Here is a 12,559-nt window from a genome sequence, read left to right on the forward strand (position 1 = left end):
AGGAATGTACGCCGGCCAGTGTAATGCAAGAATCGGGCGCGGCGTAGTAGGAGGGATCAAAGGGCAGGGATTGGTCGCCAATCAGCGCAGACGTTCGCTCAACCAGGCGCCGATGTCGCGAATCTCTTCAGGTAACACTTCGTGCTCCATTGGGTATTCCTGCCATGTCACGGTGACACCATGCTTCTTCAAATGCTCGTAAGCGCTGCGGCCCATCGAGTTCTGTACCACGTTATCGAACTGGCCATGCAGTGAGAGCACCGGAATGCGCTGCTGACTGGCGGATAATTCCATTTCATCGCTGAAAGTCGGTGCGTAAGTCGACAACGCCAGCACCCCACCCAACGGCCCCTGCCATTTCACAAATGCGGTATGCAGCACCACCGCACCGCCCTGGGAAAACCCGGCAAGAAAAATCCGCGAGGCGTCTATTCCGCTGGCGCGCTCGCCTTCGATCAGTTCGATGATGCGATCTGCCGACGCTTCCAACTGGTCACGGTCAATCGCCCGCGCCGGGCTCATCGCTTTAATGTCGTACCAGCTGGGCATGGCATATCCGCCATTTATCGTCACTGGAAGGGTGGGTGCCTGGGGCAGCACAAAACGTGTGCTCAGCAGAGTTTCCTGCAGCGCCTCGGCAACCGGCAGGAAGTCGTAGCGGTCGGCGCCGAGGCCGTGCAGCCAGATTACGCAGGCATCTGCGGGCTTGACAGGCTGAAGAATCAAGGGCTCGGTCATGTCTGCTCCAAAAATGTGCGGGCGCTCTCATTGAGTGCGTGATGAAAGTGCGCGCCCGGCTGATCCGTTAACAAGTTGTCGCAAGGTTACAAGTTTAGCTATTGACGTGTCGCGCATTCACTTTGGCAAGCGGTGTGGTACGGCCTTTGCTATGGAGGATTCCGTACGAAGCGTCCTACGCGTGTCGGTAACACTATCAGTCTACGTCGCGCGATGGGACAGCAACGAATCCGGTGATGGATGTTCGCCAATGGCCGCTACGGGCTTAGCGAACGTGAAAGGGCTACAGCCCGTTCGGCCGATTGGTGAGAAGTGAGTGATCCATGATGTGGATTTTCTCCTACTAGACTCATAGCGAAGGTCTTACGTCGGTTGACCCCAAAAAAAGCCAACACGGGTCAACAACGCCTCAAAAGGGTGCGACAGGGCTCAAGCTCCGACACAACAAGAGCAAAACTGGAGGTTTGAATGAAGATGTTGAAATCCACTCTGGCGGTCGTGACTGCTGCAGCAGTACTCGGCGTCAGCGGGTTCGCTCAGGCGGGTGCAACCCTGGATGCGGTACAGAAAAAAGGTTTCGTGCAGTGTGGCGTGAGCGACGGCCTGCCGGGCTTCTCGGTACCGGATGCGACCGGCAAGATCCTCGGCATCGACGCCGACGTCTGCCGCGCTGTGGCCGCAGCCGTTTTCGGCGATGCCAACAAGGTCAAGTTCAGCCAGTTGAACGCCAAGGAGCGCTTCACCGCGCTGCAATCGGGCGAGATCGACATCCTGTCGCGCAACACCACCATGACCAGCTCCCGTGACGCGGGCATGGGCCTGAAATTCCCGGGCTTCATCACCTACTACGACGGCATCGGCTTTCTGGTGAACAACAAGCTGGGCGTGAAAAGTGCCAAAGAGCTCGACGGCGCTACCATTTGCATCCAGGCCGGTACCACCACCGAACTGAACGTTTCCGACTACTTCCGTGGCAACGGTCTGAAATACACCCCGATCACCTTCGACACCTCCGATGAAAGCGCCAAGTCGCTGGAATCCGGTCGTTGCGACGTGCTGACCTCCGACAAGTCCCAGCTGTTCGCCCAGCGCAGCAAGCTGGCCTCGCCGAAGGACTACGTGGTTCTGCCGGAAACCATTTCCAAGGAACCACTGGGCCCGGTCGTACGTAACGGTGACGACGAGTGGCTGGCGATCGTGCGTTGGGTTGGCTACGCGCTGCTCAATGCCGAAGAAGCCGGCATCACTTCGAAGAACGTCGAAGCTGAAGCCAAGTCGACCAAGAACCCGGACGTGGCCCGTATGCTCGGCGCTGACGGCGAGTACGGCAAAGACCTGAAACTGCCGAAAGACTGGGTCGTGCAGATCGTCAAGCAAGTCGGCAACTACGGTGAAATCTTCGAGAAAAACCTCGGCAAGAGCACTCCGCTGGAAATCGACCGTGGCCTGAACGCCCTGTGGAACAACGGCGGCATTCAGTACGCACCACCAGTGCGCTAATGGTTCTATCACCCGGCGGGCCAACCGCCGGGTGATGTTCTTGTTCCATTTCTTTCGGGGCACTTCATGCAAAATTCTATCGGCGCACCAAAGCAGAGGCTCAGCCTCAGCGATCCACGAGTGCGTGCGTGGCTATTCCAGATCATCACAGTTGTGGCGGTGGTCTCGCTTGGCTGGTACCTGTTCGACAATACGCAAACCAACCTTCAGCACCGGGGCATCACCTCCGGCTTCAGCTTTCTGGAGCGCAGTGCCGGGTTCGGCATCGCTCAACACCTGATCGACTACACCGAAGCGGACAGCTACGCCCGGGTGTTTGTCATCGGCCTGCTCAACACCCTCCTGGTGACCTTTATCGGCGTGATTCTGGCGACGATTCTCGGTTTCATCGTCGGCGTGGCGCGGCTGTCGCAGAACTGGATCATCGCCAAACTGGCGACGGTGTATGTGGAAGTGTTCCGCAACATTCCGCCACTGCTGCAGATCCTGTTCTGGTACTTCGCGGTGTTCCTGACCATGCCAGGACCGCGCAACAGCCACAACTTCGGCGACACCTTCTTCGTCAGCAGCCGTGGCCTGAACATGCCGGCCGCACTCGCAGCTGACGGCTTCGGGGCGTTCGTGGTCAGTATCGTGCTGGCGATCGTCGGCATCGTGCTGATGTGCCGCTGGGCCAACAAGCGTTTCGAAGAAACCGGCGTGCCGTTCCACAAGTTCTGGGCCGGCCTGGCGATTCTGCTGGTGATCCCGACCCTATCCGCGCTGATCTTCGGTGCTCCGCTGCATTGGGAAATGCCTGAGCTCAAGGGCTTCAACTTTGTCGGCGGCTGGGTGCTGATCCCGGAACTGCTGGCCTTGACCCTCGCACTCACGGTGTACACCGCAGCGTTCATTGCCGAGATCGTGCGTTCCGGGATCAAGTCGGTCAGCCATGGCCAGACCGAAGCGGCGCGTTCCCTCGGCCTGCGCAACGGCCCGACCCTGCGCAAGGTGATCATCCCGCAAGCCCTGCGCGTGATCATTCCGCCGCTGACCAGCCAATACCTCAACCTGGCGAAAAACTCTTCGCTGGCCGCCGGTATCGGTTATCCGGAGATGGTGTCGCTGTTCGCTGGCACCGTGCTCAACCAGACCGGGCAGGCCATCGAAGTGATTGCCATCACCATGAGCGTGTACCTGGCGATCAGTATCAGCATTTCCCTGCTGATGAACTGGTACAACAAGCGCATTGCGCTGATCGAGCGGTAAGGAAAAGCGCATGAGTACTCATACTTTCAAACCCGACATGCCTCCACCCAACAGCAGCATCGGCGTGGTGGCGTGGATGCGCGCGAACATGTTCTCCAGTTGGCTCAACACCCTGCTGACGCTGTTTGCGTTCTACCTGATTTATCTGGTGGTACCTCCGATCCTCAGTTGGGCCATCGTCGATGCCAACTGGGTCGGCACCACCCGCGCCGACTGCACCAAGGAAGGCGCCTGCTGGGTGTTCATCCAGCAGCGGTTCGGCCAGTTCATGTACGGCTATTATCCGACCGAACTGCGCTGGCGCGTCGACCTGACCGTGTGGCTGGCGGTCATCGGCGCAGCACCGCTGTTCATCTCGCGCATGCCGCGTAAAGCGGTCTATGGCCTGAGCTTCCTGGTGCTGTACCCGATCATCGCCTTCACCTTGCTGCACGGCGGTTTCGGTCTGACCACCGTGCCGACCAGCCAGTGGGGCGGGCTCATGCTGACCCTGGTGATTGCCACCGTCGGCATCGCCGGGGCGTTGCCGCTGGGTATCGTGCTGGCGCTGGGACGGCGTTCGAACATGCCGGCGATTCGTGTGGTCTGCGTGACCTTCATCGAGTTCTGGCGCGGCGTGCCGTTGATCACGGTGTTGTTCATGTCCTCGGTCATGCTGCCGCTGTTCCTGCCCGAAGGCATGAACTTCGACAAACTGCTGCGGGCGCTGATCGGCGTGATCCTCTTCCAGTCGGCATACGTCGCCGAAGTGGTGCGCGGCGGTCTGCAAGCGATTCCCAAAGGGCAGTACGAAGCGGCTGCGGCGATGGGCCTCGGTTACTGGCGTTCGATGGGCCTGGTGATTCTGCCGCAAGCCCTGAAGCTGGTAATCCCGGGCATCGTCAACACGTTCATTGCGCTGTTCAAGGACACCAGCCTGGTGATCATCATCGGCCTGTTCGACCTGCTCAACAGCGTCAAGCAAGCCGCCGCCGACCCGAAATGGCTGGGCATGGCCACTGAAGGCTACGTGTTCGCCGCCCTGGTGTTCTGGATTTTCTGTTTTGGTATGTCGCGCTATTCCATGCATCTGGAACGCAAGCTCGACACTGGCCACAAGCGTTAGGAGTTCTCTGTAAATGAGCGAAGCAATCAAAAAGCCTGTGGGTCCGGAAGGCATCATCCAGATGCAGGGCGTGAACAAGTGGTACGGCCAGTTTCACGTACTCAAAGACATCAACCTCAACGTCAGGCAGGGCGAGCGCATCGTGCTGTGCGGCCCGTCGGGTTCCGGTAAATCCACCACGATCCGTTGCCTGAATCGTCTGGAAGAACACCAGCAGGGCCGCATCGTCGTCGATGGCGTGGAACTGACCAACGACCTCAAGCAGATCGAAGCGATCCGCCGCGAAGTCGGCATGGTGTTCCAGCACTTCAACCTGTTCCCGCACCTGACCATATTGCAGAACTGCACCCTGGCGCCGATGTGGGTGCGCAAGATGCCCAAGCGCAAGGCCGAGGAAATCGCCATGCATTACCTGGAGCGCGTACGCATTCCGGAGCAGGCGCACAAGTATCCGGGGCAACTGTCCGGCGGTCAGCAACAGCGTGTGGCGATCGCCCGCGCCCTGTGCATGAAGCCGAAAATCATGCTGTTCGACGAACCGACTTCAGCACTCGATCCGGAGATGGTGAAGGAAGTGCTGGACACCATGATCGGTCTGGCCGAAGACGGCATGACCATGCTCTGCGTGACCCACGAAATGGGCTTCGCCCGCACCGTGGCCAATCGCGTGATCTTCATGGACAAGGGCGAAATCGTTGAACAGGCGGCGCCGAACGACTTCTTCGACAATCCGCAGAATGATCGGACCAAGTTGTTCTTGAGTCAGATTTTGCATTGATGGTTTGTGGGTAAAAACGAACCCGGCCTTGTGCCGGGTTTGTTTTTTTGTGGGTCAGGATACGGTCAGGGTTTCGTGTTCTTTGTGGATGGTGTACTTGAACGCACCTCTCAAGTCAGCTCCTTCGGCCAAGACTTTCGCATCGGCAAGCAAGTGCGGGTAACGATCCAGCAACCGCATCAAAAGCATCAACGCCTTTGGCGGCAGCAATTCGCCTCGTTCGTACCTTGAAAATGCGTTGTGGCCTCCACCTGACAGCAGTTGCACCGTCTCTTTTTGCGTTAAGTGCAATTTGCGCCGGATGCGCTTCATCTCGGAACCGATCATTTGCCGAGCAGCGATGACCAGTTCATCGCCCGCTTCCGTGTAACGATCAGCGCTATCGGTGCTGTCATCCCACTCGACCTCCCCGCACTGCCGGCATTCCCAGCCAGCAAGATCATCTACGCGGCGCTCCATGCCTTTGACACTCAGGGTCTCACCGCGACCCTCGAAATGCCTCATTCCCTCACGGGCACCACAGCTGAAACATTGCCGGGTTTTCATGGGTTTTTCTCCTTGAAGGAGATTACCGGTGCTCCGCCGGCAGGGCGGTATGTCACCTTGATGTAAATCTCCAGGCCTTTTGAGTTGATGTGATACACGTCCTGCCAGACTCGGTGATCGTCATAGGTGGTCATCGATTTGTACAACATCCAGTTCTGCAACTCGAAAATGATCTCCTGCATTTCTGTGAAGCTAAAACCGAGGTCGAGACCGGTTTTTTCCGCGGTCTTGGTGAAAGCTTGTCTGCCAAGTCGTCTGACGTCCGCCTTGATCACCGCCAAGTCGTAATGGGGTGTGTTCTTTTCCATAAGAAGCCCAAACCCTGTCCCTGAAATTACCCTTAAAGGGTAATTTTGACCAATCGAAAATGCCGCTCCATGTGTCTCCGATTGACCCTAGGTGGTTGCCGTCCTACATGGGTCTGACTAACATGTCGGAAAATTCATCCTATGATTGGATGAAAAGGCGAGGCTCATGTCCGAAATTTTCCCTTTGATCAAGCGATCCCTGGTCGATCAGGCGCTGGACCAACTGCGTCAGCGCATCAACAGCGGTGCGTGGCAGGTCGGAGAGCGGCTACCGACGGAGCCTGAGCTATGCGCCGAGCTGGGCATCAGCCGCAACACGGTGCGCGAAGCGATGCGCGTCCTGGCGTTTTCCGGGCTGATCGAAATTCGCCAGGGCGACGGCAGTTATCTGCGTGCAGTGGTCGATCCGCTGGATACGCTGAAAGCGTTGTCCCGCTGTTCCCTGGAGCAGGCCCGGGAGACCCGGCACATCCTTGAAGTCGAGGCCATTGGCCTGGCGGCGTTGCGTCGTACCGATGAGGATCTGGCGGCGCTGCGTGAAGCGCTCGGCACCAGCGGCAGCCACTACCACGGCGATCTCGACACCTACATCGCCTGCGATCTGGTGTTCCATCGGCGTCTGGTCGACGCCGCGCACAACCCGACCCTCAGCGAGCTGTATCGCTATTTCTCCAGCATCGTCGGCGCGCAATTGCGCCAGACCCTGAATATCTCCCCGCGCCGTCAGGAAGTGTTCGACTTGCATATCGACTTGCTCGATGCGGTCGAGCAACGCGACCCGGAACGGGCCAAAGCCTTGTCGAGGCAGTTGATCAATGAACCTTGAAACCGAGAAAACCATGTCCCGCACTGAGTTATCCACAGGGTCGAAACGCACCCCCGAGCTGGATGAGTTGCTGATCGATGCCGAGGCTGATGACGAGCAGGTGCAGCAAAGCCATCCGTTGGTAAAACGCCCGTGGCTGTTGCTGCTCGGGCTGATTCTGGTGGCGCTGAACCTGCGTCCGGCGCTGTCAAGCATGGCGCCGCTGCTTAGCGAAGTCTCTAGAAGTCTCGGACTGTCTGCGGCGCAGGCGGGCTTGCTGACCACTTTGCCGGTGCTGTGCCTGGGCTTGTTCGCGCCGCTGGCGCCGATCCTGGCGCGACGTTTCGGCGCTGAACGGGTGGTGTTGGGCATTCTGCTGACGCTGGCCTGCGGGATTATCCTGCGCAGCAATTTCGGTGAGATCGGTCTGTTCGCCGGCAGTGTGCTCGGCGGCGCCAGCATCGGCATCGTCGGCGTGCTGCTGCCGGGCATCGTCAAACGCGACTTCGCCAAGCACGCCGGGACCATGACCGGCGTCTACACCATGGCCCTGTGCCTGGGCGCGGCGATGGCGGCGGGTTCGACCGTGCCGCTGAGTGAACACTTCGGCAACAGTTGGGCGATGGGCCTGGGCTTCTGGGTGATTCCGGCATTGGTGGCGGCGGTTTTCTGGCTGCCACAAGTCGGCTCCAAACATGGCGCACACAACGTCGCCTATCGCGTGCGCGGGTTGCTGCGTGATCCGCTGGCCTGGCAGGTGACCTTGTACATGGGCCTGCAATCGTCGCTGGCCTACATCGTGTTTGGCTGGTTGCCGTCGATCCTCATCGGGCGCGGGCTGACACCGACTCAGGCCGGATTGGTGCTGTCCGGTTCGGTGATCATTCAGCTGGCCAGTTCGCTGGCCGCGCCGTGGCTGGCGACCCGGGGCAAGGATCAGCGCCTAGCGATCGTCGTGGTCATGGCGCTGACCCTGGCGGGCCTGTTCGGTTGCCTGTACGCACCGATCGAAGGTCTGTGGGGCTGGGCGATTCTGCTCGGGCTGGGGCAGGGCGGGACGTTCAGTTTGGCCCTGACCCTGATCGTGCTGCGCTCGCGCGATTCCCATGTTGCGGCAAACCTGTCGAGCATGTCCCAGGGCTTTGGCTACACGCTGGCGTCCATGGGGCCGTTCGCCGTGGGCGTGGTGCATGACTGGACCGGGGGCTGGAATGCGCTGGGCTGGATCTTCGGCATTATTGGCGCCGGTGCGATCATTGCCGGGCTGGGTGCAGGGCGCGCGTTGTACGTCCAGGTGCAAAGCGAAAAGATCTGAATGCACTGGTTGCAAATGTGGGAGCGAGCCTGCTCGCGAAATCGGTATTTCAGTCAACACGAATGTTGAATGTTGAATTGCCTTCGCGAGCAGGCTCGCTCCCACAAGGGTTTTGCGTATTGCCGATAGTGTTTCTTCGCGCGGCGGATTATGGTGCTGGCAATCTGTACCTATTTCTTTGGAGATTGCCTTGAGCGAAGCCCACAGCGCCCTGATCACCCGCTTCTACCAGGCCTTCCAGCGCCTCGACGCCGACGCCATGGCCGCGTGCTACACCGATGACGTGGTCTTCAGCGATCCGGCCTTTGGTGAACTGCGCGGGCGCGATGCCGGCGACATGTGGCGCATGCTCACCACCCGCGCCAAAGACTTTTCGTTAACCTTCGACAACGTCCGCGCCGACGAGCGTACCGGTGGCGCACATTGGGTCGCGACTTACCTGTTCAGCCAGACCGGCAATGTCGTGGTCAACGATATCCAGGCGCGCTTCGTCTTCCGCGACGGCAAGATCTGCGAGCACCACGATCACTTCGATCTGTGGCGCTGGTCGCGGCAAGCGCTGGGCTTCAAAGGCCTGCTGCTGGGCTGGACGCCGCTGGTGCGCAACGCCGTGCGGGCCCAGGCGGGCAAGGGACTGAAGGCATTTCAGGCCGGGCGCTGATAAGATCGCCGCCTGTTTTCCTACACGTTCATATCCCGAAGTGACCAGCCTGAGCGAAAAATCCGTAGACGCTGCCGAACCAGTGTGCAAATCCTGGTTCGTTTACCTCGTGCGTGCTGCCAATGGCTCGTTGTACTGCGGAATCAGCGACGACCCGGTGCGTCGTTTCGCCAAGCACCAGAGCGGCAAAGGCGCGCGGTTCTTCCTCTCCAGTCCGGCCATGGCGCTGGTCTACACTGAACGTTGTCGCGACAAAAGCGATGCTCTGCGTCAGGAGCGGCTGATCAAGAAACTCAGGAAAAGCGCCAAGGAATGCCTCGTCGCCTCTTATCAATCTGACTGATTGGTTCCCATCAGGCAGATCGGTAGGCCTGTCAGGCAATGCGCGCTAAGCTGCGCATTCACTTTTCCAGCGGCGGAGCCGAGCATGTCCGAGTTGATTCTCCATCATTACCCGACCTCTCCATTTGCCGAGAAGGCCCGCCTGCTGCTGGGCTTCAAAGGCTTGTCGTGGCGCTCGGTGCATATCTCGCCGGTGATGCCGAAACCGGATCTGACCGCTCTGACCGGCGGCTACCGCAAGACGCCGGTGCTGCAGATTGGCGCAGACATTTATTGCGACACCGCACTGATCGCTCGACGCCTGGAACAGGAAAAAGCCCTGCCGGCGTTCTTCCCCGAAGGCCAGGAGATGACCAGCGCCAGTTTTGCGGCGTGGGCCGACTCGGTGGTGTTTCAACACGCGGTGAGCCTCGTATTCCAGCCGGAATCGGTGGCCGTGCGTTTCGGCAAATTGCCGCCGGAAGCGATCAAGGCGTTTCTCGCCGACCGTGCCGGGTTGTTCAGTGGTGGGAGTGCCACGCGTCTGTCCGCCGAGCAGGCCAAGCACCAGTGGCCGACGATCATGGCGCGGCTGGAGCAGCAGTTGCAGCGCGAGCAGGGTGACTTCCTGTTTGGCGAACCATCGATTGCCGACTTCGCCCTGGCGCATCCGCTATGGTTCCTCAAGGCGACCCACGTGACGGCGCCGCTGGTGGATGAGTATCCGGCGGTTGCGGCGTGGCTGGGTCGGGTGCTGGGTTTCGGCCATGGTGCGGCGAGCGAGATGTCTTCCGCCGAGGCATTAGAGGTAGCGCGCAACGCGACGCCAGCTGTATTGCCGGATGAGCAGTTCGTTGATCCGAACGGGTTCCAAGCGGGGCAGCAAGTGGCGATTGCAGCGACGGATTACGGGGTTGATCCGGTGCTGGGTGAGTTGCTGTTTGCTGGCAGTGAAGAGCTGATCATTCGCCGTGAAGACGAACGTGGCGGTGTGGTGCATGTGCACTTTCCGCGTTTTGGTTTCCGTATCGAAGCGCGCTAAAAGCAAAAGATCGCAGCCTTCGGCAGCTCCTACACCGATCTCATGTAGGAGCCGCCGAAGGCTGCGATCTTTTGATCCTGATTTTATTTCAGGGCTGCGAGGATTTCGTCCGGATCAAACCCGCGAATCAACGTGCCGTTCACATCGATCAGCGGAATGCCGTGTCCACCCAATGCCTCGTACGCCTTGCGCGCATCGGCATCCTTCTCGATATCAAACTCCTTGAACGGTATGCCCTTGCTGTCGAGAAAGCGTTTGGTCTGTTTGCAGTAGCCGCACCAGTCGGTGGCGTAGAGCACGACATTGGCCTGCGCCTGCGTCTGCTGCGAGACCATCTGCGAGGGATTGAATACCCGCTCGATCTTGCCCCAGTTCTGATAGACCACGACCACCAGCAGCACCAGGGCGACTTTTTTCAGTACATTGCCGAGCATCAGTTACGCCGCTTCAGCTGGTCGGTCAGCGAAGTCGGCAGGCCTTTGATGATCAGGGTACCGTTCTCTTCGTCGTACTCGATCTTCGAGCCCAGCAGGTGCGCTTCGAAGCTGATCGACAGGCCTTCGGCGCGGCCGGTGAAGCGGCGAAATTGATTGAGGGTGCGTTTGTCCGCCGGAATCTCTGGCGACAGGCCATAGTCCTTGTTGCGGATGTGATCGTAGAAGGCTTTCGGGCGTTCTTCGTCGATCAGCTCCGACAGTTCTTCAAGGCCCATCGGTTCGCCGAGCTTGGCCTGGCTGCTGGCGTAGTCGACCAGGGTCTTGGTTTTCTCGCGGGCCGAGTCTTCCGGCAGGTCTTCGCTTTCGACAAAGTCACTGAAGGCCTTGAGCAGGGTGCGCGTTTCGCCGGGGCCGTCGACGCCTTCCTGGCAACCGATGAAGTCGCGGAAATACTCCGAGACCTTCTTGCCATTCTTGCCCTTGATGAACGAGATGTACTGTTTCGACTGCTTGTTGTTCTGCCATTCGGAAACGTTGATCCGCGCTGCCAGATGCAACTGGCCAAGGTCCAGATGGCGCGATGGCGTTACGTCGAGCTCGTCGGTTACCGCCACACCTTCGCTGTGGTGCAGCAGGGCGATGGCCAGGTAGTCAGTCATGCCTTGCTGATAGTGGGCGAACAGCACGTGGCCACCCACCGACAGGTTGGATTCTTCCATCAGCTTCTGCAGATGCTCGACGGCGACTTTGCTGAATGCGGTGAAGTCACGGCCGCCTTCCATGTACTCCTTCAGCCAGCCGCTGAAGGGGAACGCGCCGGATTCCGGATGGAACAGGCCCCAGGCTTTGCCCTGTTTGGCGTTGTAGCTTTCATTGAGGTCGGCAAGCATGTTTTCGATGGCGGCGGACTCGGCCAGTTCAGAGTCACGGGCGTGCAGAACTGCGGGCGTGCCGTCGGGTTTTTTGTCGATCAGGTGGACGATGCAATGACGGATCGGCATGGGCTTCTCGGCTGTTGGAAGGGAGGAAGGCAGGCTCCCCCGAAAAAGCGCTCAGTGTACCGCAACCACTGGTTTTGGCGCGGGTTGCACGGCAAAACCGGGGCGCGCGCCCGGCCTTAAGCGATTTTTTACCGATTTAGCGCAATAAAGCTGACCAAATGGGTAGCTAGAGGCGGATATTTCCTTGTCGCTGTGCTAGTTTTGCGCGGTCTTACGCGAAGTCACTGCGTTAAGCGTGCATTCAGCATTTGTCAGGTCGAACCAAACCCTGATTTCGGCATCTATAACCCGACTCGTCGTGGTAATCGCCGAGGGTGCCAGATCCAGAAGATCGGGCTCGATGGCTGACACTGCACTCTGCAATCCATATGAATTTGATAGGGAAGGAACACTACATGGCTCTTACTAAAGACCAACTGATCGCCGACATCGCTGAAGCTATCGACGCGCCGAAAACCACCGCGCGTAACGCTCTGGACCAACTGGGCCAAATCGTTGCCGATCAGCTGGAAAACGGCGGCGAAATCACCTTGCCAGGTATCGGCAAGCTGAAAGTGACCGAGCGTCCTGCCCGCACTGGCCGTAACCCTTCGACCGGCGCTGCCATCGAAATCCCTGCAAAGAAAGTGATCAAGCTGGTTGTGGCCAAAGGCCTGACCGACGCTGTGAACAAGTAAGACGCAGCGATAAAAAAACCGTGCTTCGGAGTGATCCGGGGCACGGTTTTTTTGTGTCTGTGATTTGACGGTCAAGT

The 12,559-nt window shown here is 59.1% G+C and carries 15 protein-coding genes; 10 read left to right on the forward strand and 5 right to left on the reverse strand.

The genetic code is table 11. From position 1 onward, the window contains the following. Nucleotides 1-81: 81 nt before the first annotated feature. Nucleotides 82-738: an alpha/beta hydrolase gene (locus AC0Z4S_RS09650; RefSeq protein WP_485622804.1), complete on the reverse strand. Its 657-nt coding sequence runs from the start codon at nt 736-738 to the stop codon at nt 82-84. Nucleotides 739-1,206: 468 nt separating this feature from the next. On the opposite strand from AC0Z4S_RS09650, the gene AC0Z4S_RS09655 reads away from it, so the two are divergent. The 4 genes from AC0Z4S_RS09655 to AC0Z4S_RS09670 all read left to right on the forward strand — a co-directional run bounded on the left by AC0Z4S_RS09655 (nt 1,207) and on the right by AC0Z4S_RS09670 (nt 5,369). Beyond that, nucleotides 1,207-2,238, forward strand: coding sequence for an amino acid ABC transporter substrate-binding protein (locus tag AC0Z4S_RS09655; protein ID WP_016771583.1), 1,032 nt, complete (start codon nt 1,207-1,209; stop codon nt 2,236-2,238). A gap of 66 nt (nt 2,239-2,304) precedes the next feature. After that, the gene (locus AC0Z4S_RS09660; RefSeq protein WP_485622805.1) at nt 2,305-3,486 is read left to right on the forward strand and encodes an amino acid ABC transporter permease; all 1,182 of its coding nucleotides are present in this window, start codon (nt 2,305-2,307) and stop codon (nt 3,484-3,486) included. Between the two features lie 10 nt (nt 3,487-3,496). Beyond that, complete coding sequence (locus tag AC0Z4S_RS09665) at nt 3,497-4,591, forward strand: amino acid ABC transporter permease (RefSeq protein ID WP_042607719.1); 1,095 nt, start codon at nt 3,497-3,499, stop codon at nt 4,589-4,591. A 13-nt stretch (nt 4,592-4,604) separates the two neighbouring features. Then, nucleotides 4,605-5,369 (forward strand): amino acid ABC transporter ATP-binding protein, encoded by a 765-nt coding sequence (locus AC0Z4S_RS09670; RefSeq protein WP_007957337.1) that lies wholly within the window; start codon nt 4,605-4,607, stop codon nt 5,367-5,369. Nucleotides 5,370-5,423: 54 nt separating this feature from the next. On the opposite strand, the gene AC0Z4S_RS09675 is transcribed toward AC0Z4S_RS09670, so the two are convergent. Together AC0Z4S_RS09675 and AC0Z4S_RS09680 are read right to left on the reverse strand one after the other, a co-directional pair. Then, complete coding sequence (locus tag AC0Z4S_RS09675; protein ID WP_414870895.1) at nt 5,424-5,915, reverse strand: type II TA system antitoxin MqsA family protein; 492 nt, start codon at nt 5,913-5,915, stop codon at nt 5,424-5,426. Then, on the reverse strand, nt 5,912-6,223 hold the full coding sequence (locus AC0Z4S_RS09680; protein WP_485622807.1) for a type II toxin-antitoxin system MqsR family toxin: 312 nt from the start codon (nt 6,221-6,223) through the stop codon (nt 5,912-5,914). The genes AC0Z4S_RS09675 and AC0Z4S_RS09680 overlap by 4 nt, the downstream gene beginning before the upstream one ends. 166 nt (nt 6,224-6,389) lie before the next feature. Here AC0Z4S_RS09680 and AC0Z4S_RS09685 point away from each other — a divergent pair, with 166 nt between their 5' ends. The 5 genes from AC0Z4S_RS09685 to AC0Z4S_RS09705 all read left to right on the forward strand — a co-directional run bounded on the left by AC0Z4S_RS09685 (nt 6,390) and on the right by AC0Z4S_RS09705 (nt 10,367). Next, nucleotides 6,390-7,049 carry a FadR/GntR family transcriptional regulator gene (locus AC0Z4S_RS09685; RefSeq protein WP_253499267.1) on the forward strand — a complete coding sequence of 220 codons (660 nt, stop codon included), beginning with the start codon at nt 6,390-6,392 and terminating at the stop codon, nt 7,047-7,049. Further along, complete coding sequence (locus tag AC0Z4S_RS09690) at nt 7,039-8,343, forward strand: CynX/NimT family MFS transporter (protein WP_485622808.1); 1,305 nt, start codon at nt 7,039-7,041, stop codon at nt 8,341-8,343. The genes AC0Z4S_RS09685 and AC0Z4S_RS09690 overlap by 11 nt, the downstream gene beginning before the upstream one ends. A 190-nt stretch (nt 8,344-8,533) precedes the next feature. Next, nucleotides 8,534-9,004 carry a nuclear transport factor 2 family protein gene (locus AC0Z4S_RS09695; RefSeq protein WP_485622809.1) on the forward strand — a complete coding sequence of 157 codons (471 nt, stop codon included), beginning with the start codon at nt 8,534-8,536 and terminating at the stop codon, nt 9,002-9,004. Nucleotides 9,005-9,044: 40 nt separating this feature from the next. After that, nucleotides 9,045-9,347 carry a GIY-YIG nuclease family protein gene (locus AC0Z4S_RS09700; protein ID WP_485622810.1) on the forward strand — a complete coding sequence of 101 codons (303 nt, stop codon included), beginning with the start codon at nt 9,045-9,047 and terminating at the stop codon, nt 9,345-9,347. 84 nt (nt 9,348-9,431) lie between these two features. Next, nucleotides 9,432-10,367 carry a glutathione S-transferase family protein gene (locus tag AC0Z4S_RS09705; protein ID WP_485622811.1) on the forward strand — a complete coding sequence of 312 codons (936 nt, stop codon included), beginning with the start codon at nt 9,432-9,434 and terminating at the stop codon, nt 10,365-10,367. Nucleotides 10,368-10,450: 83 nt separating this feature from the next. On the opposite strand, the gene AC0Z4S_RS09710 is transcribed toward AC0Z4S_RS09705, so the two are convergent. After that, nucleotides 10,451-10,801, reverse strand: a complete 351-nt coding sequence (locus tag AC0Z4S_RS09710; RefSeq protein WP_485622812.1) for a glutaredoxin family protein — start codon at nt 10,799-10,801, stop codon at nt 10,451-10,453. Then, nucleotides 10,801-11,805 (reverse strand): nucleoid-associated protein YejK, encoded by a 1,005-nt coding sequence (gene yejK, locus AC0Z4S_RS09715; RefSeq protein ID WP_039759184.1) that lies wholly within the window; start codon nt 11,803-11,805, stop codon nt 10,801-10,803. Before yejK ends, AC0Z4S_RS09710 begins: the two co-directional genes overlap by 1 nt. A gap of 395 nt (nt 11,806-12,200) precedes the next feature. Here yejK and AC0Z4S_RS09720 point away from each other — a divergent pair, with 395 nt between their 5' ends. Further along, nucleotides 12,201-12,482: an HU family DNA-binding protein gene (locus AC0Z4S_RS09720; protein ID WP_003221909.1), complete on the forward strand. Its 282-nt coding sequence runs from the start codon at nt 12,201-12,203 to the stop codon at nt 12,480-12,482. The last annotated feature ends 77 nt before the right edge of the window (nt 12,483-12,559 follow it).

This window comes from Pseudomonas sp. 1L-B-1-E-C1, from assembly GCF_057291835.1.

Excerpts from the sequence above, each read along its gene's own strand:
- AC0Z4S_RS09650 (WP_485622804.1), bottom strand. The coding sequence starts at position 738 with ATGACCGAGCCCTTGATTCTTCAGCCTGTCAAGCCCGCAGATGCCTGC.
- AC0Z4S_RS09655 (WP_016771583.1), top strand. The coding sequence starts at position 1,207 with ATGAAGATGTTGAAATCCACTCTGGCGGTCGTGACTGCTGCAGCAGTA.
- AC0Z4S_RS09660 (WP_485622805.1), top strand. The coding sequence starts at position 2,305 with ATGCAAAATTCTATCGGCGCACCAAAGCAGAGGCTCAGCCTCAGCGAT.
- AC0Z4S_RS09665 (WP_042607719.1), top strand. The coding sequence starts at position 3,497 with ATGAGTACTCATACTTTCAAACCCGACATGCCTCCACCCAACAGCAGC.
- AC0Z4S_RS09670 (WP_007957337.1), top strand. The coding sequence starts at position 4,605 with ATGAGCGAAGCAATCAAAAAGCCTGTGGGTCCGGAAGGCATCATCCAG.
- AC0Z4S_RS09675 (WP_414870895.1), bottom strand. The coding sequence starts at position 5,915 with ATGAAAACCCGGCAATGTTTCAGCTGTGGTGCCCGTGAGGGAATGAGG.
- AC0Z4S_RS09680 (WP_485622807.1), bottom strand. The coding sequence starts at position 6,223 with ATGGAAAAGAACACACCCCATTACGACTTGGCGGTGATCAAGGCGGAC.
- AC0Z4S_RS09685 (WP_253499267.1), top strand. The coding sequence starts at position 6,390 with ATGTCCGAAATTTTCCCTTTGATCAAGCGATCCCTGGTCGATCAGGCG.
- AC0Z4S_RS09690 (WP_485622808.1), top strand. The coding sequence starts at position 7,039 with ATGAACCTTGAAACCGAGAAAACCATGTCCCGCACTGAGTTATCCACA.
- AC0Z4S_RS09705 (WP_485622811.1), top strand. The coding sequence starts at position 9,432 with ATGTCCGAGTTGATTCTCCATCATTACCCGACCTCTCCATTTGCCGAG.
- AC0Z4S_RS09710 (WP_485622812.1), bottom strand. The coding sequence starts at position 10,801 with ATGCTCGGCAATGTACTGAAAAAAGTCGCCCTGGTGCTGCTGGTGGTC.
- yejK (WP_039759184.1), bottom strand. The coding sequence starts at position 11,805 with ATGCCGATCCGTCATTGCATCGTCCACCTGATCGACAAAAAACCCGAC.
- AC0Z4S_RS09720 (WP_003221909.1), top strand. The coding sequence starts at position 12,201 with ATGGCTCTTACTAAAGACCAACTGATCGCCGACATCGCTGAAGCTATC.